This window comes from Devosia sp., from assembly GCF_028290625.1.
In the GTDB taxonomy this organism is placed as follows: domain Bacteria; phylum Pseudomonadota; class Alphaproteobacteria; order Rhizobiales; family Devosiaceae; genus Devosia.
The window spans coordinates 1-20509 of the sequence record NZ_JAQGJM010000018.1; the positions used below are offsets into that span (position 1 = coordinate 1).

The 20509-nt window shown below is 63.5% G+C and carries 21 protein-coding genes, 1 tRNA gene, 1 rRNA gene and 1 pseudogene; 13 read left to right on the forward strand and 11 right to left on the reverse strand.

Annotation, left to right across the window (positions count from 1 at the left end; genetic code table 11):
* Together rrf and JWR51_RS24035 are read left to right on the forward strand one after the other, a co-directional pair.
* Positions 1–103, forward strand: a 5S ribosomal RNA gene (gene rrf / locus JWR51_RS09295); the annotation flags it as partial.
* Positions 93–164: pseudogene (locus JWR51_RS24035) on the forward strand (hypothetical protein); the annotation flags it as partial. The gene rrf and the pseudogene JWR51_RS24035, both read left to right, overlap by 11 nt.
* Positions 165–250: 86 nt before the next feature.
* Here the strand turns inward: JWR51_RS24035 and JWR51_RS09300 are convergent.
* Positions 251–772, reverse strand: a complete 522-nt coding sequence (locus tag JWR51_RS09300) for a tetratricopeptide repeat protein (protein ID WP_299746605.1) — start codon at positions 770–772, stop codon at positions 251–253.
* Positions 773–842: 70 nt separating this feature from the next.
* Complete coding sequence (locus JWR51_RS09305; protein ID WP_299746608.1) at positions 843–1211, reverse strand: hypothetical protein; 369 nt, start codon at positions 1209–1211, stop codon at positions 843–845.
* Between the two features lie 92 nt (positions 1212–1303).
* Here JWR51_RS09305 and JWR51_RS09310 point away from each other — a divergent pair, with 92 nt between their 5' ends.
* From JWR51_RS09310 to JWR51_RS09325, 4 genes are all read left to right on the forward strand, one after another.
* Positions 1304–3466: a mechanosensitive ion channel domain-containing protein gene (locus JWR51_RS09310; RefSeq protein ID WP_299746610.1), complete on the forward strand. Its 2163-nt coding sequence runs from the start codon at positions 1304–1306 to the stop codon at positions 3464–3466.
* Positions 3467–3671: 205 nt separating this feature from the next.
* On the forward strand, positions 3672–4889 hold the full coding sequence (locus JWR51_RS09315) for a lytic murein transglycosylase (protein WP_299746613.1): 1218 nt from the start codon (positions 3672–3674) through the stop codon (positions 4887–4889).
* Between the two features lie 375 nt (positions 4890–5264).
* Positions 5265–6266, forward strand: a complete 1002-nt coding sequence (locus JWR51_RS09320; protein WP_299746615.1) for an alpha/beta hydrolase — start codon at positions 5265–5267, stop codon at positions 6264–6266.
* A gap of 34 nt (positions 6267–6300) precedes the next feature.
* Positions 6301–6951: a nucleotidyltransferase family protein gene (locus JWR51_RS09325; RefSeq protein ID WP_299746617.1), complete on the forward strand. Its 651-nt coding sequence runs from the start codon at positions 6301–6303 to the stop codon at positions 6949–6951.
* A gap of 87 nt (positions 6952–7038) precedes the next feature.
* On the opposite strand, the gene JWR51_RS09330 is transcribed toward JWR51_RS09325, so the two are convergent.
* Entirely contained in the window at positions 7039–7449 is a 411-nt protein-coding gene (locus tag JWR51_RS09330) for a VOC family protein (RefSeq protein WP_299746619.1), read from the reverse strand.
* A 298-nt stretch (positions 7450–7747) separates the two neighbouring features.
* On the opposite strand from JWR51_RS09330, the gene JWR51_RS09335 reads away from it, so the two are divergent.
* Positions 7748–8116, forward strand: a complete 369-nt coding sequence (locus JWR51_RS09335) for a VOC family protein (protein WP_299746621.1) — start codon at positions 7748–7750, stop codon at positions 8114–8116.
* Between the two features lie 63 nt (positions 8117–8179).
* On the opposite strand, the gene bfr is transcribed toward JWR51_RS09335, so the two are convergent.
* Together bfr and JWR51_RS09345 are read right to left on the reverse strand one after the other, a co-directional pair.
* Complete coding sequence (gene bfr / locus JWR51_RS09340) at positions 8180–8665, reverse strand: bacterioferritin (RefSeq protein WP_299746623.1); 486 nt, start codon at positions 8663–8665, stop codon at positions 8180–8182.
* Positions 8631–8942: a (2Fe-2S)-binding protein gene (locus tag JWR51_RS09345; protein WP_299746625.1), complete on the reverse strand. Its 312-nt coding sequence runs from the start codon at positions 8940–8942 to the stop codon at positions 8631–8633. Before JWR51_RS09345 ends, bfr begins: the two co-directional genes overlap by 35 nt.
* Before the next feature lie 208 nt (positions 8943–9150).
* Between JWR51_RS09345 and JWR51_RS09350 the strand changes: the two genes are divergently transcribed.
* Positions 9151–9960: an alpha/beta hydrolase gene (locus JWR51_RS09350; RefSeq protein WP_299746627.1), complete on the forward strand. Its 810-nt coding sequence runs from the start codon at positions 9151–9153 to the stop codon at positions 9958–9960.
* A gap of 104 nt (positions 9961–10064) precedes the next feature.
* The gene (locus JWR51_RS09355) at positions 10065–11327 is read left to right on the forward strand and encodes a tetratricopeptide repeat protein (RefSeq protein WP_299746629.1); all 1263 of its coding nucleotides are present in this window, start codon (positions 10065–10067) and stop codon (positions 11325–11327) included.
* A gap of 24 nt (positions 11328–11351) precedes the next feature.
* Here the strand turns inward: JWR51_RS09355 and JWR51_RS09360 are convergent, their stop codons facing one another.
* The 3 genes from JWR51_RS09360 to JWR51_RS09370 all read right to left on the reverse strand — a co-directional run bounded on the left by JWR51_RS09360 (position 11352) and on the right by JWR51_RS09370 (position 13636).
* Positions 11352–11849, reverse strand: coding sequence for a lysozyme inhibitor LprI family protein (locus JWR51_RS09360; protein WP_299746632.1), 498 nt, complete (start codon positions 11847–11849; stop codon positions 11352–11354).
* On the reverse strand, positions 11846–12535 hold the full coding sequence (locus JWR51_RS09365; RefSeq protein WP_299746635.1) for a DUF599 domain-containing protein: 690 nt from the start codon (positions 12533–12535) through the stop codon (positions 11846–11848). Before JWR51_RS09365 ends, JWR51_RS09360 begins: the two co-directional genes overlap by 4 nt.
* A gap of 63 nt (positions 12536–12598) precedes the next feature.
* Entirely contained in the window at positions 12599–13636 is a 1038-nt protein-coding gene (locus tag JWR51_RS09370) for an aldo/keto reductase (protein WP_299746638.1), read from the reverse strand.
* Between the two features lie 260 nt (positions 13637–13896).
* On the opposite strand from JWR51_RS09370, the gene JWR51_RS09375 reads away from it, so the two are divergent.
* A tRNA-Met gene (locus JWR51_RS09375) sits at positions 13897–13973 on the forward strand.
* Positions 13974–14052: 79 nt separating this feature from the next.
* Here the strand turns inward: JWR51_RS09375 and JWR51_RS09380 are convergent.
* Positions 14053–15384, reverse strand: a complete 1332-nt coding sequence (locus JWR51_RS09380) for an MFS transporter (protein WP_299746640.1) — start codon at positions 15382–15384, stop codon at positions 14053–14055.
* Entirely contained in the window at positions 15381–16127 is a 747-nt protein-coding gene (locus JWR51_RS09385) for a TetR/AcrR family transcriptional regulator (RefSeq protein ID WP_299746643.1), read from the reverse strand. The genes JWR51_RS09380 and JWR51_RS09385 overlap by 4 nt, the downstream gene beginning before the upstream one ends.
* 170 nt (positions 16128–16297) lie before the next feature.
* On the opposite strand from JWR51_RS09385, the gene JWR51_RS09390 reads away from it, so the two are divergent.
* The 3 genes from JWR51_RS09390 (at position 16298) to JWR51_RS09400 (ending at position 19092) form a co-directional block, all read left to right on the forward strand.
* Positions 16298–16978 (forward strand): GntR family transcriptional regulator, encoded by a 681-nt coding sequence (locus JWR51_RS09390; protein WP_299746646.1) that lies wholly within the window; start codon positions 16298–16300, stop codon positions 16976–16978.
* Positions 16979–17073: 95 nt separating this feature from the next.
* Positions 17074–17826, forward strand: a complete 753-nt coding sequence (locus JWR51_RS09395; RefSeq protein ID WP_299746649.1) for a hypothetical protein — start codon at positions 17074–17076, stop codon at positions 17824–17826.
* A 6-nt stretch (positions 17827–17832) separates the two neighbouring features.
* A complete protein-coding gene (locus JWR51_RS09400) occupies positions 17833–19092 on the forward strand; it encodes an O-antigen ligase family protein (protein ID WP_299746652.1) in 1260 nt (419 codons plus the stop codon).
* Here JWR51_RS09400 and JWR51_RS09405 read toward each other — a convergent pair.
* Positions 19073–20467: an L-serine ammonia-lyase gene (locus JWR51_RS09405; protein ID WP_299746655.1), complete on the reverse strand. Its 1395-nt coding sequence runs from the start codon at positions 20465–20467 to the stop codon at positions 19073–19075. The two genes, JWR51_RS09400 and JWR51_RS09405, sit on opposite strands and share 20 nt — an antisense overlap.
* Positions 20468–20509 lie beyond the last annotated feature (42 nt).

Here is a 20509-nt window from a genome sequence, read left to right on the forward strand (position 1 = left end):
GCGAGGAGCCCAAGACCCGATCCCATCCCGAACTCGACCGTCAAATTCCTCTGCGCCAATGGTACTAAGTCTCAAGGCTTGGGAGAGTAGGTCGCTGCAAGGTCTGCCAAAAACGTATGAAGTCTCAATACAATCTCGAAACACACAAAACCCCCAGTCAGTAATGACTGGGGGTTTTTGCGTTTGGCGAAGGAGGAAGGCTGGGCGGGGACACCTGTAGTTGACGGGCTGGATGTCTTGCCTGACCGGTTTAGCGTGGTGTTCGGCGGTAGTGGTAAGGGTTTACGAGAGCCTTCGCGTAATTGCCCAGTGACCGATTGTAGCGCGGCAAGTGCGGAGACAGCGCCGTCAGCGCCAGGCTCAACGCCTCCCGCTCACGCCCCAGGTCGGAGAGGGAGAGGGCGAGGAAGGCGGTGACGGCGTCGTCGAGTTGGTCGGAGGGGGCGGATTGCTCGGCGCGTAGCAGCGCGACGGCGGCCTCGGCTTGACCGAGATTGCGCAGGGTACTGGCGAGTTGAATCGTAGCGCGGCGCCGCAGGTCACTGGGCAGGCCGAGGGCCAGAGCCTGGCGATATAGCGCTGCGGCTTCGGTCTCGTGATCTGTGGAGTCATGGGCGGACGCGAGCTCGAACAGGGCCACCGGATCGTTGTCCGGGCGTTCGGCGGCAAGCGCGCGCATTTTCTGCAGGAATGCCTCGGCGTCCAGGGAATCGAAAATCGCCCAGAGGGCATCGACGCGAGATTGCCAATCGGCGGTCGAGGCAACGGTCATCGGCTGTCTCCAAGGCGCTATTGGGACTGCATGCCCACTGGGCGCGCTACGGCGTATGCATTGCTAGTGGTTACCACGGCACCGGACGCTTAGCTTTAATCTGGACAATCCGATCGGTGTCGCTGGCTTGCAGATAACGGCCACGTTCCAGGATTTCCAGGGTGTATTCGTCATAGGTCAGGCCAAGGGCCTCGGCGCGGCGGGCACGCATGATGGCAATGTCGGCGGGCACGTCCTTGAAGGCGGCGCGCTTGGCGGCTTTCCATTCGAAATAGTTGCCTATGCCGTTGGCGCCCCATTCGGGGGCATGGGGATCATCGAGCGGCGGGCCGCCATTGTGGCCGGGAGGCAGGTTGGAGGACATGGCAGTGATGCTGCCATAGTGGTTTCGCGTTTTCCAGATGGCTGCGGGCAATTGGCCGGGCTGATTTGGCCGCATGCCACATTTTGCCCGCTTGCGGCGTTGACGGTGGCGTGGCGACCTGATCGACAGGAAGCCGCACCGTTCCTTTGCCAAATATCGAGCCATTCATGCGTTTGTTGATTGCCCTATTGCTGGTCGTGCTGTCGTTGCCGAGCGTGGCCATGGCGCAAGTGCCGGTCCCCGCCGAGACCGCCGCACCGGCGGATGCGAGCATCGACGAGTTGATCCGCATCATCGAGAACGACGATACGCGGGCGGTGCTGCTGGAGCGGTTGCGGCAGACGACCACCGGCGAGACGGCAACGCCGGTCGAGACCGCGCCCGATTTGAGCATTGCGCGGCAATTGGCCGAATATACGCGGCGCTCGGCAGAAGGCGTTTCCAGCACCTTCCGGGCAGTGGGGGAGGTATTTGTCGATCTGCGCCAGGGCTTTGGCGGCGAGGGAGCCGATCTGTCGGCGCTCGGCGATGTGGCCATCGGCGTGCTGATCGTGGGGGCGGCACTGCTGGCCAGTTTCCTCGGATTACGGGTCATCGTGATCTGGCTGCAGCGGCGGATTGCAGCGCGGGTGGCCGGCAAGCGCTGGTACATGCGGTTGGCCGGTGCATTGGCGGCGGCGGCGATCGATGTCGGATCGGTGGTTTTGGCGTGGGCGCTGGGCAATGTGCTGGCGCTGAGCGTGACCGGTACGCCGGGCAGCATGGGGATCAACCAGTCGCTGCTGCTTAATGCGTTTCTGCTGGTGGAACTGAGCAAGGTGGTGCTGCGCACGCTGTTGCAGCCGCGCTTCGAGACATTGCGGCTGGTGCCGGTCAGCGACAGCAATGCGGCCTATTGGTCCTTCTGGCTGGGGCGGATCGTCTCCTTGCTCGGCTATACGTTCATGCTGGTGTCGCCGGTGATCGCCGCCAATCTGTCGATGGGGATCGCGGCGGCGGTGCAGGTGCTGGTGATGGCGACGGCGGTAACCATCGGCATCGTCATCGTGCTGCAGTGCAAGGACGGGGTACGCGCCTGGCTGGGCCGCATGGCGGAAAAACGCAGTACCGGGGCCGCGCAGGTGTTGTTGCTGATCGGCAGGATCTGGCACGTAGTGGCGATCACCTACCTGGTGGCGCTGCTGATCGTGTGGTTCGCCAATCCGACCCGGGCACTGCCCTTCATGTTGGGCGCCACGGTGCAGACGGCGATCGCAATCCTTGTGGGCATGCTGGTGGTGATGTTCGTCTCGCGCTTCGTCGATGCGGGGCTGCATCTGCCCAAGGATATCAGCCAGAAACTGCCGCTGCTGGAAAAGCGGCTGCATGCCTTCGTGCCGCGCGTGATGGGCATTGTGCGCTGGATCGTCATTGCCGGGGTGGTGCTGGCCGTGGCGCAGGCCTGGGCGTTGTTCGATTTCGTCGGCTGGATTTCCAGCGATGGCGGGCAGCAGGTGGCGGTCTCGGTGATTTCGGCGGCGCTGATCGTTTTGGTCTGCATCGCGCTACATGTGGCGGTCGCGTCATGGGTGGAATACCGGCTCAATGACAATGCCGGCGTGGTGGCGACCAATCGGGAAAAGACGCTGCTCAACCTGTTCAAGAACGCCTTCACCATTGCGCTGGTGGTGTTCGGACTAATGCTGGCGCTGGCCCAGATCGGGGTCAATATTGCGCCGCTGCTGGCGGGCGCCGGGGTGCTGGGCCTCGCCATCGGCTTCGGTGCGCAAAAGCTGGTGCAGGACATCATCACCGGCATTTTCATCCAGTTCGAAAACGTGATGAACGAGGGTGACGTGGTGGAAGCCGCGGGCAAATCGGGCGTGGTGGAAAAGCTCACCATCCGCTCGGTGACCATTCGCGATATGAGCGGGACGGTGCATCTGATCCCGTTTTCGTCGGTCGACCAGGTCAGCAATATGGTGCGCGGCTTCTCGTTCTACGTGGCGGAAATCGAGGTCGCCTATGACAGCGATATCGAGGCGGTCAAGCAGGCGCTGCGCGACGCGTTCGCGCTGGTGATGGAAAGCGAGCACAAGGATGTCATCCTCGATGAGCTAGACCTGCAGGGGCTGATCGCCATAACGCCGGCCTCGATGACGCTGCGGGCGCGCATCAAGACCATTGCGGGCAAGCAGTGGGGAGCGGGGCGTTATTTCAGCGAGCTGGTGATGCGGCTGTTTGCCGAGCGGGGCATCCAAGTGCCGACGCAAAGCGTGCGCTATGTTGAGGGGCGTGGCCCAACGCGCGGATTGCCGCTGGCCGGAGAGTTGCCCAACGCTGGCGAATAGCCTGCATAATCCGCCGCAAAGCCGGACCAGATTAAATGCTTAGGATGACAACTAAAGCGGTTGTGATCGTCATTGGTGTTTGCCTTAAGGCGATCTTAATTTGATAGGTTAAAATAGGGATACGCGCGGTTGCGGCGTAGCCGGCGCGAAGACTGATGAAATGCCGCCATCGTCGTGACTTTTATTGCGTATCACGAGGCCCAACATGGTGCACAAAACCGGCAAGCGTCCTGGCGCTGTCAAACGTATTTCGGCAATCGGCCTCGCAGCGCTGATGAGCGTTGGCGCGATGGAAGCATCGCTGGCCAACAGCGCCGATTTCGTGCGCGGGCTATGGCCACAGGCCGAGGCCAAGGGTGTCAGCCGCCAGGCTTTCGAGGCCTCGTTCGCCGGCTATGCGATGATCCCCAAAGTGTTGGAACTATCGCGCAAGCAGCCTGAGTTTACCAAGACCGTGGGGCAGTATATCGCAGGAGCGGTGACCGACGCGCGGGCGACGAAGGGCCGCGCCATGCGCAGTGAATGGAACCAGACGCTGACCGGATCAGCGCAGCGCTGGGGTGTGCAGCCGGAAATCGTGCTGGCGATCTGGGGCATGGAAACCAATTTCGGCGGCTTCATGGGCGGCGAAAACACCATTTACGCGCTGGCGACGCTGACCGAGGGCGGCTATCGGCCGGATTATTTCCGCAACGAATTGCTGACGGCGCTGCGCATCGTTTCGGACGGGCACGTCACGCCGGGCAACATGGTTGGCTCGTGGGCAGGGGCGATGGGACATACCCAGTTCATGCCCTCAAGCTTCATGAGTTACGCTGTCGACTACAATGGCGATGGGCGCAAGGATATCTGGAATTCGGTGCAGGACGCGCTGGGCTCGACGGCAAACTATCTGCATGAGTTCAACTGGCGCCCCGGCGAGACCTGGGGCTATGAGGTGCATCTGCCGAATGGCTTTGACTATGCCAAGGCGCGGCAGATGGAGCGGGCCTCCATTGGCCAGTGGGCGCAATTGGGCATCACCCGTAGCAACGGCAAGCCGTTTCCGCGGGCCAGCGATACGGCGCGGCTTTACATGCCGGCCGGCGCCAGCGGCCCGACTTTCCTGCTGCTACCCAATTTCGATGTGATCAAGCGCTACAACAATTCGGACAGCTATGCGCTGGCGGTCGGGCATCTGGCGGACCGCATCATCGGGGGCGGCGAGTTCATCTCGGGCTGGCCGGCCAATGACTATGCGCTCAATGCCAACCAGAAGGTGGAACTGCAGGCTTTGCTCAACCGGCGAGGCTTCAATGTGGGTACGCCCGACGGGGCTATCGGCCCCAAGACGCGGGCGGCGGTGATTGCGTTTCAGCAGCAGGCGGGCCTGCCGGCCGACGGGTTCGTATCCGGAAGGCTGTTGGATCGGCTAAAAAATTAACCTTTCGTTTACTCTATGGCGGCAAAATCGGGGGGCTTAAGTAGAGGGCAGGCAGCTTCGGATATTGAGGCGCCTGCCCTCGCCCACTTCTTCTTCCTTCTCCCCTTGTGGGAGAAGGTGGCGCGCAGCGCCGGATGAGGGGGCTGCGATAGAGCAAAGAACCCCTCACCCGCCCTTCGGGCACCCTCTCCCACAAGGGGAGAGGGAAGACTGAGAGTTTCGCAACTCTGACGAAAATCTCTTCGTATCGGCTGCGCTTAGCCCGAAGAGATAGGCATTGTTCACAATGCTGGCACAGCGCCACGCCAGTCACACAATCTTCGGCTTTGTGCCCCAATGGCTGAATTCCTCGTCCTCTGTTCGAATCGTATGTTCATGTTCCGACTTCCTTTGCTCAATTCCGTTCGTGCTGTCGTGGTGATGCTGGTGCTGTTGCTGGCTTCGGGGCCGGCACTGGCGCTGTCCATCATGGATCCGTTCAATCTGCCGGGGGCGATGGATGGCGGGACCGCCAAGGTGGGCGACGGGATCGCCTACGCGGATGGGCCGCGGTTCAAGCTCGATGTTTATGCGCCCGAGGCGCGCGGAGCGGCGGCGCCGGTGGTGTTCTTCATCTATGGGGGCGGCTGGAACCGGGGTGAGCGCGGGGACTATCAGTTTGTCGGCCGGGCGCTGGCGGCACGCGGTTTCATCGCGGTGATCGCCGATTACCGGCTGGTGCCCGAGGTGAAATATCCCGAATTTCTCGATGATAATGCCAAAGCGCTCAAGTGGGTGCAGGACAATATCGCCAATTATGGCGGCGACCCGGAACGCCTGTTCCTGGCCGGGCATTCGGCCGGGGCCTATAACGCGGTGATGCTGGCGCTCGATCCGTCCTTCCTCAAGGACTATGGCGTGACCATGCCGATCCGGGCGGTTGCCGCGCTATCGGGGCCATTCGACTTCTACCCGTTCGAATATGGCGAAGTGCGCGACGCCTTCGGTTCGGCCTCCAATCCTGAAGGCACGCAGCCGGTTAACCTGGTGACCGCGGATGCGCCGCCGATGTATCTGGCGACGGGCACCAGCGACCCGATCGTGCGGATGCAGAATACCGAACACCTGGCACGGGCCCTGCAGGCGCGCGGCACCTGGGTGACGACGAAATTCTATGAAGGTTTTGGCCACATGGAGGTGGTCATGGCCATGGGCGCGCTGTGGCGCTGGCGGGCGCCGGTGCTCGATGACATGACGCTGTTCTTCAACCAGTTCGGGGCCTTCCCCAGCGGCGTGCCCTATATCGCCGCGACCCCAACGCCGCCGAACGAGGTGATCGAGCCAATGGACGATATCATCGCGCAGATGGATACGCTGTTCCAGCCCGTCAGCAAGTGATGCGGATGACGTCAGAATCGGTCTAGCGTCGGGCATGAGTGAGCATTTGCGATATGCCGGGGCGAGCCCGGAACAGCAGCGCCGGGCGCTGGAAGACATTGTTCGCGCCCAGCCGGTGCTGATGAGCGTACTGGAAGGACTGCGCGCAATGGCGCTGCCGGACGCGTGGCTGGTGTCGGGCGCGGTCTACAACATGGTGTGGAACCACCTGACCGGCCGGCCGGCGCTGACCGGCATCAAGGATGTCGACCTGATCTATTTCGATGGCTCGGACCTGTCCTATGAGGCCGAGGACCGGGTGATCAAGGCGGCCGATGCACGGTTTGCAGGCCTGCCGCTCCCCGTCGAGCTGCGCAACCAGGCGCGGGTGCATCTGTGGTTTCCGCAAAAGTTCGGCATCGTGGTGACGCCGCTGACGCATTCGACCCAGTCGCTGACGCGCTATGCTTCGCGCACCCATGCGGTGGCGGCGCGGCTCGAGACCGATGATACAATGACGATCGAAGCGCCATTTGGGCTCGACGATATGTTCGCGTTCCGGATCACGCCGAATGCGGTGCTCGACAACCGGCTGGCCCACGAGACCAAGGGTGCGCGGGCCAAAACGGTCTGGCCGGAAATCACGGTGCTGCCGTGGCCGGATCCAAGTCTTCCTTCTCCCCTTGCGGGAGAAGGTGGCGCGTAGCGCCGGATGAGGGGGCTGCGATAGCGGCAAGAAACCCCTCACCCGCCCTTCGGGCACCCTCTCCCGCAAGGGGAGAGGGGAGAAAGATCAGGCGGGGTCGAACTGCACCGACTCGGCCGAGCGGGTCGACGGGCCGTGATAGACCGCTTCGATATTGTTGCCATCCGGATCGAAGACGAAGGCGGCGTAATAGCCTGGGTGATAGAAGCGTTCGCCCGGTCCGCCATTGTCCTTGCCGCCGGCCGCGAGGGCGGCCTTGTAGAAGGCGTCGACCGTGGCGCGGTCCTTAGCCTGGAAGGCCAGGTGGACGTGGGTGGGCGGAGTTTCGGCGTCAGCGGTCGAGATAAAGAGCTCGTCGAGGTAGAAAAACTCATCATTGGACGCCTGGATTTCGAGGTCCAGCACGGCAAGCGCGCCTTCATAAAAGCGCTTACTGGCTGCCAGGTCCTTGGCGCGCAGGTGGACGTGATCGATCAGGCGGCCTCGGTGAAACGTCATGGATGGTCTCCTTGCGATGGTTGACGCACGATACCGCGAGCCGTTATGTTGCGCCATAAGCCGAAAAACATCAGCGGGTTTTTGGTGAGCCCCGCGCTTTCGCTCCGGCGACAAGTAAATATCCAGCGTCTGTGACGCGAGGATCCACGGCAAGGTCCCAACCCGGTTCATTCCGGGGTGGTCTTGCTTGTCGAGGTCCCGATGTTCTGGCTGCCTGCCATTGTTGGACGATTTGCGCGTGCGCCGCCTTTTGGGCCGGCGCCGTCAATGTTCAATTTTCCAATTCAAGGTTTTCAAAATGCAACTCAATCACGCCAATCTGGCGGTCGATGACGTCGCCGCTACGGTGGATTTTTTTCGCCAGTTCCTGGGCTTCACCGTGCTCGTCAACAAGAACGACGCCTTTGCGGTGCTCGATGACGGACATGGCTTCGTGTTCAACCTGATGGTTGCCGGCAAGGGCGAAGTGGTGAGCTACTCGCGCAATTTCCATCTGGGGTTCTTCGTCGCCACCGAAGAGGCCGTGTGCGCCAAGCACGCCGAATTGCTGGCTGGAGGCGCTGCGCCGGGCGAGGTGCAGAAGTTCAATCGCGGGCCGACGGGCAGCGTTGGGTTTTACTGCATGACGCCGGGCGGGTTTTTGATCGAAGTGGCCTCCAACCTATAGGGGACGCCATGCACTCTCGGGTCATCCTCGCCTGTGCGGGGATGACCTCGTGGACAGACAGTCTTACTCGGCTTCGTCGGCGGACGCGGAATTGAGCTGGCCGTATTTCTCGATGCCGATCTTGCTCAATAGGTCGAGCTGGGTTTCGAGGAAGTCGATATGGCCTTCTTCGTCGGTCAGCAGAGACTCGAACAGGTTCTTGGAAACATAGTCGCCGGCCTGTTCGCACAGTTCGCGGCTGGCCTTGTAGGCAGCGCGGGCGTCGTATTCGCCGGCCAAATCGGCTTCGAGCACTTCCTTGATAGTCTGGCCAATTCGCAAAGGGGCGACGCGCTGCAGGTTGGGGTGGCCTTCGAGGAAGATGATGCGCTCGATCAGGCGATCGGCATGGTGCATTTCTTCAATGGATTCAGCGCGTTCCTTGGCGGCCAGCTTCTTATAGCCCCAATCGTCGAGCAGACGAAAATGGACCCAATACTGGTTGACTGCGCCGAGTTCGAGAAAGAGGGCCTCGTTAAGCCGCTCGATGACTTGTGCTTCGCCTTTCACGACGATCTCCACTCCGTTGCTGCTTCAGCTTTGCCAGACGGGTTTCGAGCTCGACAAGCTCCCCCGGCGTGCGCGCCTGCTGGAGGTGGTAGTTTTCGGTGACGCGAACGATAATGTCCACCACATTTGGCACGCAGCCGCTGCATTTGGCGCGGCGCGCGAGCTCGCGATAGACCTTGGCCGGAACCACCAACTGCCAGGGGTCCTCCTCGAGCAAAGCCAGGACGATGTCCTCGATCTGCTTGGAGGTAATCATATTGCACTGGCAGACGAGCATGGCGCGGGGTGGTTCTACTGGACTAAAAGCACGCCCGCATAAAACTGCGCGCATACCTGAATGTCAATGTCAGATATTGTCGCGCCGCTCGCGATGCGTGGCGCGGTTAAAACGCGGAAAATTAGGAACGCGGTCGTGCGTTGCGGGGCAGACGAAACCGTTCTAGGTCGGGGCCCGTATCTAAGCCGTCTCCCCCTCCGAGTTTTGCATGGCCTTATCCCTCCTGTCCGTCGTCAATGCGCTGCTGCCCAAGGATAGCGGCTCGGTCAAGCTGGCGCGCGAGATTGCCTATGGGCGCGAGCCGCGGCAGCAGCTCGATATCTATGCGCCCAAGGGGAGCGGGCCGTGGCCGGTGGTGTTCTTCATTTATGGCGGCTCGTGGATGGATGGCACCCGGCACAATTACGATTTCGCCGGCAGGGCGCTGGCGGCGCAGGGTTTTCTCACCGTCATCGCCGATTACCGGCTGATCCCCGAGGTGGAATATCCGGGGTTCCTGCAGGATTGCGCCGCGGCCTTCGCCTGGTGCGTCGAGCATATCGCCGAATACGGCGGCGATGCCGAGCGGATGGCGCTGATGGGGCATTCGGCCGGCGCCTATAATGCGGTGATGCTGGCGCTGGACCCGGCATACCTCAAAGCGCGCGGACTGCTCGGGCGGGTCAAGGCGGTGGTGGGGCTATCGGGGCCCTATGATTTCCTGCCTTTTGATGGGCCGATTTCGTTGCGAACCTTCGGCGCAGTGCGGGGGCCGAAGGCGACACAGCCGATCAATCACGTCACGGCGGATGCGCCGCCGATGTTCCTGGCCAATGGCGAGCGTGACACACTGGTGGGGCCGCTCAACGCCAAGGCGCTGGCGCGGGAGCTGCGGGCGCTGGGTATGCCGGTGAGCGAAAGCTATTATCCCACCATGGGGCATGGGCACGTGGTGATGGCGCTATCGCGGCCGCTGCGCAAGATGGCGCCGGTGCTGGCGGAGGCCACGGCGTTTCTCAAAGCGCGGCTGGGCCGATAACCCAATTCTTCAATTGTCTGTCGGTGGGGCCGGAACGTCTTGCCGCTCTTATGCCGGGCCGGTTATGACTATGCGGCGAGGGGCCGGTGAGGGAGTTACCGACAATGAGCGGTCAGATCAAAATAATGGTGCGCGGCGCGGTGCTGGGGTCCGTCCTGCTGGTGCTGTCGGCGTCGACCGCCTTGGCCGGACCGCTGTTCGATGCCTGCGCAGCCGCTGCCGCCAGCCAGTTCGAGCCGGGCTTCGAGCATATCGGCCGGGACCTGGCGTCGGTGGATTCGACGGTTGCGGTGGCGGCCTGCGAAAAGGCGCTCAAGGCCGAGCCGAACACGGTGCAGCTCCAGGCCTGGCTGGCGCGAGCGTATTACGCCGCCGGCGATTACGAAAAGGCGGTGCCCCTGTTCGAGACGGCGAGCGCGGCCGACAATGTGGTGGCGCTGTCGCTGTTCGGCGACATGCTGACGACCGGCGACGGCATCGACAAGGATATGGCGCGCGGCGCGGCGCTGCTGACCAAGGGCGCCGAGGCGGGCTATGCGCCGGCACAGAATAGCCTGGGGCTGAGCTATGATTTTGGTGAGGGGCTGACGCAGGACTATGCGCAGGCGGCCAAATGGTACCGCGCAGCGGCCGAACAGGGCCTGTCCAAGGCGCAATCCAATCTGGGGCTGATGTATCAGGACGGGCTGGGCGTGCCGCGCGATTACGTGGCGGCGGCGGCGTGGTTCGAGCGCTCGGTGGCGCAGGGCGATGCCTCGGCCCAGGTCAACCTGGGCAAGCTACTGTCGGACGGTCTGGGCCAACCGGTCGATTACGTGCGCGCCGCCGAACTCTACAAGGCCGCGGCCGAGCAGGGCGACGAATACGGCCAGAACAATCTGGGTTTCCTGATTGAAAATGGGCTGGGGCAGACTGCCGATCCCGAGGCGGCGGCCGTGCTGTACCAGCAGGCGGCCGACCAGGGCATGGCGCTGGCCCAGCACAATCTGGCGCTGCTGTATGAAGACGGGCGCGGCGTCGAGCAGGATTATGCCAAGGCGCTGGTGCTCTACAAGCAGGCGGCAGAAGGCGGCGAAATGCTGGCCGCGGTCAATCTCGGCCTGCTCTACATGGACGGCCACGGCACGCCCGTGGACAATGCCGAGGCGGTGAAATGGACGCAGATCGCCGCCGATGCGGGGCAGGTGATCGGGCTCAATAATATGGGCCACATCTACGAGGAGGGCCTGGGCGTTCCGGCCAACAAGGAAACCGCGATCTCCTATTACCAGAAATCGGCGGACCAGGGGTATCAGTTGGCGATCGACAACCTGGCCCGGCTGCGCGGCGCGCAGGGCGACGGGACGGGCAAGACGAAGACGAAATAGGGTTTTGGGGTGCTGCGCGGGGCGCTATTGCCCGCTTAGCGCCTCACCCAGCTCGATCGCCCGTGTGGCCGTCGCATCCATCATGCAGGACGATGACATCACCGACCGAATGGTGCCACCGCTCCAGAGCGCATCCACAAAGGCGCATTTGGCGTCGCGGTATTTGAGCCAGGCGCGTTGCGCTGTCTTGAGGCTGGCGAAGACGGATGGTTCGAGCGACAACTGCAGGTCGGCATAGTTGGAATTGAGATACTGATCCCACCATGCCTGTTCGCGCTGGTTGCAGGCGACGATGCCGGGGGTGCTGGCGCCGCCGGGCGCCTCCTGGCACTGGTTGGAGGCGGTGCCGATGCAGTCGCTCATCTTGGCGCTGTCGGTGGGGTCGTCGTCGCCATTGATGTCGTTGATGGTCTCGATGCATTGCTGCAGCGTTGTTTCGTCGTCACTGGTGTAGCTGGGCTCCTGCGCGGTGACAGGGATGAGGCAGGCCAGGGTCAGCACGGCGGCAAGCCGCAGTTTCATGGCTTGGCATCCTTCTGGCGGCGGGCGGCGACGATCGCGGCGGAGGCTGCGGTGCGGTGGGCCGAAGACAGAAATTCGCGCTGCGCGAGCACGAGGATCGTCAGCAGGCAAGCCACGATGGTCGCCCACTCCGACACAAACCAGGCCACTGTCGAGACCGAGAAATAATAGGCCCGGATACCGCTGTTGAAATTGCGGGCGCCCAGGATGTTCATCTCGGTGATGGCGTCGATCTCTTCCTCGGAGGCTGGGATGGAGGGATCGAGGGTCCCCAGCATGATGCAGAAGTGATTGAACTGGCGCAGCGACAGGGTGAAGGCGAAGAAGGCCAGCACGAACATTGCCAGCATGACCACCAGATGCAGCTGCACTTCGGTGATGCTGTAGCGGGCATCGAGCGACAGCGACGATAGCGATTCCATGAGCGCCGGAATTTGTCCGAAGACGGCAAAGACTGCCAGAACCATGAGCACGGCAGTCGAGGCGAGAAAGCTGACGGACTGCATGATATTGCCCGACAGGATGGCGTCGAACGGGCTTTCGCGCAGCGCCGCATTGGCGACCCAGCGGCGGCGCTGCATGTTCATGATGGACGACAGCGAGGGCCGCAGCTTCTCCACCTGCGGCACGACGATATTGTAGGCGAAGTAGCAGATCAGCGGAAACAGCGTCGTCAGCAGCGTCATGGGGCCCCGGCAGGACGGTTGGTGGACCGTCCTGTTATAGCGCGCCGTGTGTAAAGAGCAGCTTTAGTTCGGGCGCGGATAGCGGCGGTGGATCGCCGTGATACCGGCCAGAACCTCGGGGCTGAGGGTGATATCGAGCGCGCCCAGATCATTGTGCAATTGCGCGACGCTGGTGGCGCCGACAATGACCGAAGTCATGAATGGGCGGGTGAGGCAGAAGGCGATGGCCATCTGCGCCGGGTCAAGACCGTGCTGGCCGGCCAGCGCCACATAGTCGCGCACCGCGGGGGTGGAGAATTCATTGAGCCGCCATAGGCCCTTCTGGTATTCGGCGCGGCTGCCAGGCGGGATGGTGCCGTCCAGATATTTGCCGGTCAGGATGCCCGAGGCGAGCGGCGAATAGGCCAAGAGGCCAACATTTTCATGATGGCTGAGTTCGGCCAGGTCGAGGTCGAACTGGCGGCGGATCAGGTTATATTCATTCTGCACCGAGGCCAGGCGCGGCAGGTTGTGCTGTTCGGCGAGCTTGAGCCACTGGGCAATGCCCCAGGTGGTTTCGTTGGAGACGGCCGCGTGGCCGATCTTGCCTTCCTTGATCAGGTCGTCGAAGGCATGGAGCAGTTCAAGGATATTGGAGACGCTGTCGGCCGTGTCCTGGGTGTGGGGCGCATAGGTCCAGCCATTGTCGAAATTGTAGCTGCCACGCGACGCCCAATGGATCTGGTAGAGCTCGATGCGGTCGGTCTTGAGCCGGCGCAGGCTCCCCTCGACGGCCTGGCGCAGTGATTTGCCATCGGCGCGGCCGCCATCGCGGAGGAATTTGGTGCCGCCGCCGCCGATCTTGCTGGCCAGGATCCAGGCGTCGCGCTTGCCGGTCGCCTCGAACCAGTTGCCGATGATTTCCTCGGTGCGGCCCGACGTCTGCGGGCTGCCGGGCACGGCATAGAGTTCGGCGGTATCCATGAAGTTGAGGCCGGCCTCAAGCGCCAGGTCGATCTGGGCGTGGCCTTCGGCTTCGGTGTTCTGGCTGCCCCAGGTCATGGTGCCAAGGCAAAGTTCGGTGACCCGCAAATCGGTGCGGCCCAGGGGCTTGAGTTTCATGATAGCGCTTTCAGCAGGAGGGGTTGGGCGGACCTTAGAGCAGGCGCGCCAAAAACGGCAGGGGGAGGCCGGATAAAATTGTGGGCGATATCAGGGGCATGGGAAGCACAAATGGCTCGCATTGCGGCCTTGGTCAAAAAACTGTCACGCAGCCCCCATTTTAGCCTTGAGGTATCGGCTCGCAGCCCCTATATACCCGTCAACGCAGCGGCAATGCCGCGACGGCGCTTCGCTCCAGGGTAATGTTTCCAAAGACTTATCGCGGGATGGAGCAGCCCGGTAGCTCGTCAGGCTCATAACCTGAAGGTCGCAGGTTCAAATCCTGCTCCCGCAACCAATGTTCCCCAGATCGGGGCGCCGGAATGTGTTCCTGAAACCCATTCACCGAAAGGTGGATGGGTTTTTTGTTTATGGCGTCAGGCCATCAACGGTTGGCCTGCGAGGCCGCGGGGGCCGAAGGCGGCGATAAGGATGAGGTTGACCAGGAGGGTCGCGGCGATGGTGGCAAGCACCAAGACCGGGCCATAAAACTGGAGCAGCGGCAGCAAGGCGAGTGGCGCCAATGCCGAACCGATGCGATTGGCGGACCAGGCCGTGGCGGTGGCCGAAGCGCGGATGCCGGTTGGAAAGATCTCGGCGGCATAGATCGACAGCAGCGGGCCGTAGATGGCGGCGAGGAAATTGAATGCCGCCATGGCGAGCACCAGCACCATGAGATCGTTGCCGATGGCGAAGAGCAAGCCGGCACCCATCAGCGCCAGGCTACAGATCGCGAGGGACGTGCGGCGCGGCAGGCGGTCGACGACCGTGGCGGCGAGCAGCGCCCCGAGGGCCGCGCCGAAGCCGCCAATGCCCACCGAGGCCAGCGACTGGTCGAGTCGGTAGCTCTTGGCGATCAGCACCGCGCCGGCGATCACGGGGAAGCCAACGGTGGCCCAGGGGCGCATCAGATAAAGCGCGGCGATCAGCACGACATTGGGCCAGTGGGCCCCGAAGCCGCGTATTGGGGGCGTGGATGCTGCTGCTGCGGCCAGTTCGGAAACAACGGGCGGCGATGCAATGCCGGCGGCGGCCTCGAAGCGCCGGCAAGCGCGGTCTGCCTCGTCGGCGCGACCGCGTGCGGCGAGCCAGCGCGGCGATTCGGGCAGCAGCACGAAGGCCGGCGCCAGCATCCCCGCCATGGCGCCCATGCCGATCAGCGCCCAGCGCCAGCCCTCGATGCCCAGCGGGGCCAGCGGCGTCAGCCACCAGACCAGCAGGGCCACCAGCGGCGCGCCGAGCAGTCCGATGGAAACCGCCGTTAGCATGATGGGCGCGCGGCGTTTGGGCGGCATGATATCGGCCAGGAAGGCGGACATCAGTGGTGGATAGGCGCCGAGAGCCATGCCTGAGAGCAGCCTGAAGAAAATCAGCCAGTTGGCATCAGGGCTGAAAGCCGCGCCCAGCGACGGCGCCGCCACCAGCAAGAGCGACAGTTGCAGCGCCAGCCGCCTGCCGTGGCGGTCGGCGAGCCAGCCGAACAGGGGCGAGCCGATGGCGCCGCCGACAAATACCGATGCCAGCAGCATGCCCAGTTGGGTTGCGTCCAAGCTATGGGGCGGGGCCGAGAAAATGGCGGAGAAGGCCACGCTCAGCGCCAGTTCGGCAACGTCGACGAACATGCCGGCCGCGCATAAGGCGGCAGCGGCCAGATGCAGGCGCGTCAGGGGCAAACTGTCGAGCCGGCTGGGGACGCCGGCACCGCTCATGGCTGGGCCCGATGCTTGCCGGGTTCGGCGCTACCGAACAGGATGGCGGTGATGATTTTGTGGTAGCGGGTCTTGAGCTGGTCTGGCGGGATTGGCGGTAGTGATTGATTGGTGCCGCGGGCGCCGTCGCAGAGGCTTTGCGCCAGCGATTCGGGTGTGGTGCCGGGCTTGAAGCGCAGCAGGCCCAACTCTTCCATCTCGGTCAGCAGGCCGGCCAGCTTGGCCTGATAGTCGACCGCGGCCTCCACCATGATGTCGCGGGCGCGGCGGAAGGCCTGGTCGTTGAGTTCGAGCGCGTGCGGGGAGAGGCCGAGCTGGCGGCGGGTTTCGCCATAACGCACGTCCATCATCTCGGTGATGATATCGACGGCGCCTTTCCCCTCCTCGATGAGCCGGCGCCCGGCCGCCATGCCGGCCACGATATTGAGCTCCCCACGCCAACGCAACGCAAAACGGAACGCTTCTTCCTTGCTGGAAAAATGGTGGTAGAGCGCGCGCCGGGTGAAACCGCATAGCTTGGCGAGACCCACCATGCTGAGCTGCTCGTAACCGTGGTCGTTGAAGGCGCGTTCTAAACGGGTCGCGAGAGGATCACGGGGTGATGAAGCGGTCATGGACACCATATTGCACGTATTCATCAAATTTTCTGGCGCCAGATTTACCCTAGGGGCCGGGCAATGGGAATGTGCAAAGCGCCAAGCCATGCCGGCGCCATTGACAGCCCGGGGGGCGATGGGAAACAAGCCGATATCCTACATCGTATCGGACGCGTCATGGTTCTGGTTTCCGTCGAAGAGTGCAGGCAGGCGGCACTGGGCGTATTGGCCGGCGCGGGCGTGCCGCCAGAGCATGCGCGCGTGGCCGATGGGGTATGGGACTCGCTGCGACGTTTGCGCGACCAGGCGGCTCGATAATGGCGGTTCCAAGCGCAGTGGCGGGATTGTTGCGGCGGCCGGCGCGGCTGGGCGACGAGGTTTATAGCGCGATCTTTTCGCGCATCATGGCGCTGGAGATAGCGCCCGGCGCCAAGATTTCGGTCGATGCGCTGGCGCGCGAACTCGGGGTTTCGCAGACGCCGATCCGCGAGGCGCTGGCGCGGCTGGATAGCGAAGGCCTCGTGGTCAAGACGCATCTGGTGGGCTATAGCGCCGCGCCGCAATTGAGCGCCGCCCAGTTCAACGATCTCTATGAATTGCGGCTGCTGCTGGAGCCATTCGCGGCCGCCAAGGCGGCGCAGCTAATGCCCGACGCAGTCATCGGCCAGTTGGAGGGCCTGTGCGCGGATATGGGTGGCCTCGCCAAGAACGAGGGGCTGGGCGCCTATGCGCAGTTTGCCCAGCTCGACATGGCGTTCCACGACCAGATCACCGCCAGCACCGGCAACCGGCTGGTGATGGACGCGCTGGCGCGGCTGCATACCCACGTGCATCTGTTCCGCCTGGTGTTCAATGCGCGGGTGACGGCGGAGGCGCTGGACGAACACAAACGCCTCGTGTCGGCGCTCCGGCAGCGCGATAGCGTGGGCGCGCAGGCGGCGATGACCGCCCATATCGAGGCTTCGCGCGAACGCTTTTCGGCCCGATATCGTCAATAAGTGAGACACCAGTCCGGCGCGCCGGGGTGGACTTTAGCCCTGCGTGCGGTCACAACGGCGTCAGCCTGATCGCCAGAATTCAAGAAGGAAACGCCATGACCAATGCCAGCGCCGCCCAGGCCGCCCTCCTGCTGTCGCGCGTGCGGCGGACCGGCGAACGGCTCGTGACCTTTCCTGAGGCATTGATTCCCCAGAATCTCGCGGCCGCCTATGCGATCCAGGACGAGATCATCGCGCTGGAAGGCGAAGTGGGCGGCTGGAAGATCGCGTCCGGCAGCGCGCCGGTGCCGATGATCTCGCCGATCCTGGCGCATTCGTTTTTCAACTCCGGCACCACGCTCAATGTGGCCGACCTGATGGCCACGCTGGTCGAGGTGGAAGTGGCCGTTAAACTGGGCAGCGACCTGCTGGCGCGGGAGGGCGGCTATTCGCGCGACGAGGTGATTGCTGCGATCGAGGGTTTCCTTCCGGCATTCGAAATCATCGGCACGCGATTTGCGCCGGGCTATGATGTGCCCAGGCTGCTGAATGTGGGGGACCTGCAGGTCAATTCCGGCGTGGTCACCGGCGCCATGGTGAGCGATTGGCAGGGGCTGAGCCTTGCCGATCTCAAGCTGACGCTGACGATGGCCCACGGGGCGTTCGAGGCCGAGACCGGCGTTTCGCTCGAGGTGGTCATCGATTCGCTGGTCTGGCTGGCCAATGAAGGGTCGCTGCGTCAGGGTGGCCTGCGCAAGGGGCAGATCATCATCACCGGCTCGCGCCTCAACGAGCCGCTGAAGCAGTCGAGCGGGGCCGTGAGCGCCACGCTGGGCGCATTGGGCACGATTTCGGTCAAGCTGGCTTAAGCGGCGATGGAGCGGCAGGAATACGGCATTCTCGCGCTGCTCGCCAGCGTGCTGGTGGTTTCCGGCCTGGTGTTTGCGGATATTGCGCCGCATGTGGCCGATTACATCGTGCTGATCGCCGGAGCGGCCGGCCTGATCGCCGCCATCGTCCATCGCGACGCGATATTGGCGGCGCGGCAATGGTGGATGCTGCTGCTGGCGCTGGTCCTGCTGGCGCTGACCCTGCCGTTTGTCTATCGCGGCTCCGCGGACGTGTTGCCGATCCTGGCCCTGGCGCCGTTCCTCGTGGTTCCCGGCGTCGCGTACCTGCTGACGCGGAACCAGACCCTATTGCGGCCCTTCGCTTTGCCGCTCCTGTGTCTGTTTGGGGCCGTTGCCGCCGTGTTGCTCGGGCTGTCCGAATATATCGCGACCGGGGGCGCACGCGTGGAGGTGGGGAACAATCCCATCCATTATGGCGGCATCGCGGTGCTGCTGGGTTTCATGGCGCTGACGGGCATCTGCGTCGGGCGCTCGCCATGGCGCGTGTTGTTCTTCCTCGGACCGATTGCCGGCATGCTGGCGGCTGTCCTGTCGGGGTCGCGCGGGCCGCTGCTGGGCGGCATGGCTATGGCGGTAGCCAGTATGCCGATGCTGATTTTCTGGTATCGCCGCGATTGGGCGCTGCTGTTGGCGATCGCGGTCATGGTGTTGGGCGTACCGGCACTGGCGCTGACCTTCGGTTCGTCCATGCGCGCGATGACGGCGTTCGGCGAGCTGACGCAAGTCGCGCAAAATGCCTTAGCGGGTTCGACGGGGACGGCGGCGGCGGTCGATGTCGCATCTGCCGCACCACCCGATGCAATCCGGGTCGCCATGTACAAGTCGGCGCTGCAACAGTTTCTGGATTCGCCGATTTTTGGGCAGGGGTTCGGTCAGATCCTCGATCTGGCCCGAGCCGCCTCGCCGGGGTTTCCCGAAATGGCGACCCTCGAGCACCTGCACAGCGATATCGCCGATTTCGCGGCGCTTGGGGGGCTGTTTGGGCTCCTCGCCTATGGGCTGATTATAGCCGCGCCGCTGGCGAATCTACACTTCGGCAATGCCAAGCCCACCGATCGCGTCGTGGCGCTGGGCAGTGCGATGCTGGCCACGGGCTATCTGCTCCTCGGCCTGACCAATGCGATGTTCGGGGTCTTGCCGCAGACGGTGTTGTTTGTCCTGCTGCTCGGCTATCTGATCGCGCTGCGCCGAAACGCAGACAGTCTCAGCACGCCACCACATTGACGGCGAGACCCGCAAGGCTGGTTTCCTTGTAGCGCTCGGACATGTCCATGCCGGTCTGGCGCATGGTTTCGATACAGGCGTCGAGCGGCACCGCATGGGTGCCGTCGCCCTTGAGGGCAAGCGAGGCAGCGGTGACGGCCTTGACGGCGCCGAAGGCGTTGCGTTCGATGCAGGGGATCTGCACCAGGCCCGCGACCGGATCGCAGGTCATGCCCAGATGGTGCTCCAGCGCAATTTCGGCGGCGTTTTCAACCTGGGTCGGAGTGCCGCCCATGACCGCGCAGAGACCGGCGGCGGCCATGGCCGAGGCGGAGCCGACTTCGCCCTGGCAGCCCACTTCGGCGCCCGAAATCGAGGCATTATGCTTGATGATGCCGCCGATGGCGGCGGCGGTCAGCAGATAATCGCGGATGGTGGACGTATTGGCGCGGGCGTCGAATTTGATGAAATAACGCAGCACGGCGGGGATGACCCCAGCGGCGCCATTGGTGGGCGCGGTGACGACGCGACCGCCAGCGGCGTTCTCCTCGTTGACCGCCATCGCGTAGACGCTGAGCCAGTCATTGGCCATCAGCGGGGTGATCTCGTTGCGCTGCCATTGGGCATCGAGCTGGGCCACGATGGCCTTGGCGCGGCGCTTGACGTTGAGGCCGCCTGGCATAATGCCGGATTGTTCGAGGCCCCGGTCGATGCAGGTGGCCATGACCGACCAGATTTCGTCGATGCCGTCATCGAGGGTTTTACGCGAGCGGCTGGCCTCCTCGTTGGCGCGCTTCATGGCGGCGATGGATAGGCCGGACGCAGCGGCCATGGCCAGCATGTCTTTGGCATGGGCAAACGGGTAGGGCACGTCGGCCTGCGCGGGGGAGGCACCCTTGACGGCGTCCAGCTCGGCATCGGTGACGACGAAGCCGCCGCCGATCGAATAATAGATGCGCCGCAGCAGCAATTGGCCGTCGGTGTCGAGCGCGGTGAATTGCAGGCCATTGGGATGCCCGGGCAGAGGATTGCGCTTGTCGAACACCAGATCGCGGGTCGGCAGGAACCGATAAGCGTCGTGGCCGGGCGGATGGACCATGCCGGTGGCCTCGACCGCGGCGATCTTGGCATCCATCGCGTCGGGATCGATCTGGCGCGGGTTTTCACCGCAGAGACCCAGAATGACCGCACGGCCGGTGCCGTGGCCGATGCCCGTAAACGCCAGTGAGCCGTGCAGGCTCGCGGTGAGCGCCGCCGGACGGGCACGGGCCGCGCGGGGCCAGTCGCCCGATTTGAGTTCATCGAGGAACCGGTTGGCGGCGGTCATCGGACCCATGGTGTGGGAACTCGATGGGCCGATACCGATCTTGAAGACGTCGAAAATGGACAGGAACATGGCGCTATCATGCACGGATCATGTGGCATGACAACGCGCGGC

What these genes read in the sequence shown, in the direction of transcription:
- JWR51_RS09310 (WP_299746610.1), top strand. Translation starts at nt 1,304, where the DNA reads ATGCGTTTGTTGATTGCCCTATTGCTGGTCGTGCTGTCGTTGCCGAGC.
- JWR51_RS09320 (WP_299746615.1), top strand. Translation starts at nt 5,265, where the DNA reads ATGTTCCGACTTCCTTTGCTCAATTCCGTTCGTGCTGTCGTGGTGATG.
- JWR51_RS09350 (WP_299746627.1), top strand. Translation starts at nt 9,151, where the DNA reads ATGGCCTTATCCCTCCTGTCCGTCGTCAATGCGCTGCTGCCCAAGGAT.
- JWR51_RS09335 (WP_299746621.1), top strand. Translation starts at nt 7,748, where the DNA reads ATGCAACTCAATCACGCCAATCTGGCGGTCGATGACGTCGCCGCTACG.
- JWR51_RS09330 (WP_299746619.1), bottom strand. Translation starts at nt 7,449, where the DNA reads ATGACGTTTCACCGAGGCCGCCTGATCGATCACGTCCACCTGCGCGCC.
- JWR51_RS09405 (WP_299746655.1), bottom strand. Translation starts at nt 20,467, where the DNA reads ATGTTCCTGTCCATTTTCGACGTCTTCAAGATCGGTATCGGCCCATCG.
- JWR51_RS09400 (WP_299746652.1), top strand. Translation starts at nt 17,833, where the DNA reads ATGGAGCGGCAGGAATACGGCATTCTCGCGCTGCTCGCCAGCGTGCTG.
- JWR51_RS09360 (WP_299746632.1), bottom strand. Translation starts at nt 11,849, where the DNA reads ATGAAACTGCGGCTTGCCGCCGTGCTGACCCTGGCCTGCCTCATCCCT.
- JWR51_RS09325 (WP_299746617.1), top strand. Translation starts at nt 6,301, where the DNA reads ATGAGTGAGCATTTGCGATATGCCGGGGCGAGCCCGGAACAGCAGCGC.
- JWR51_RS09395 (WP_299746649.1), top strand. Translation starts at nt 17,074, where the DNA reads ATGACCAATGCCAGCGCCGCCCAGGCCGCCCTCCTGCTGTCGCGCGTG.
- JWR51_RS09370 (WP_299746638.1), bottom strand. Translation starts at nt 13,636, where the DNA reads ATGAAACTCAAGCCCCTGGGCCGCACCGATTTGCGGGTCACCGAACTT.
- JWR51_RS09300 (WP_299746605.1), bottom strand. Translation starts at nt 772, where the DNA reads ATGACCGTTGCCTCGACCGCCGATTGGCAATCTCGCGTCGATGCCCTC.
- JWR51_RS09390 (WP_299746646.1), top strand. Translation starts at nt 16,298, where the DNA reads ATGGCGGTTCCAAGCGCAGTGGCGGGATTGTTGCGGCGGCCGGCGCGG.
- JWR51_RS09380 (WP_299746640.1), bottom strand. Translation starts at nt 15,384, where the DNA reads ATGAGCGGTGCCGGCGTCCCCAGCCGGCTCGACAGTTTGCCCCTGACG.
- JWR51_RS09305 (WP_299746608.1), bottom strand. Translation starts at nt 1,211, where the DNA reads ATGCGGCCAAATCAGCCCGGCCAATTGCCCGCAGCCATCTGGAAAACG.
- JWR51_RS09365 (WP_299746635.1), bottom strand. Translation starts at nt 12,535, where the DNA reads ATGACGCTGCTGACGACGCTGTTTCCGCTGATCTGCTACTTCGCCTAC.
- JWR51_RS09355 (WP_299746629.1), top strand. Translation starts at nt 10,065, where the DNA reads ATGAGCGGTCAGATCAAAATAATGGTGCGCGGCGCGGTGCTGGGGTCC.
- JWR51_RS09345 (WP_299746625.1), bottom strand. Translation starts at nt 8,942, where the DNA reads ATGCTCGTCTGCCAGTGCAATATGATTACCTCCAAGCAGATCGAGGAC.
- JWR51_RS09315 (WP_299746613.1), top strand. Translation starts at nt 3,672, where the DNA reads ATGGTGCACAAAACCGGCAAGCGTCCTGGCGCTGTCAAACGTATTTCG.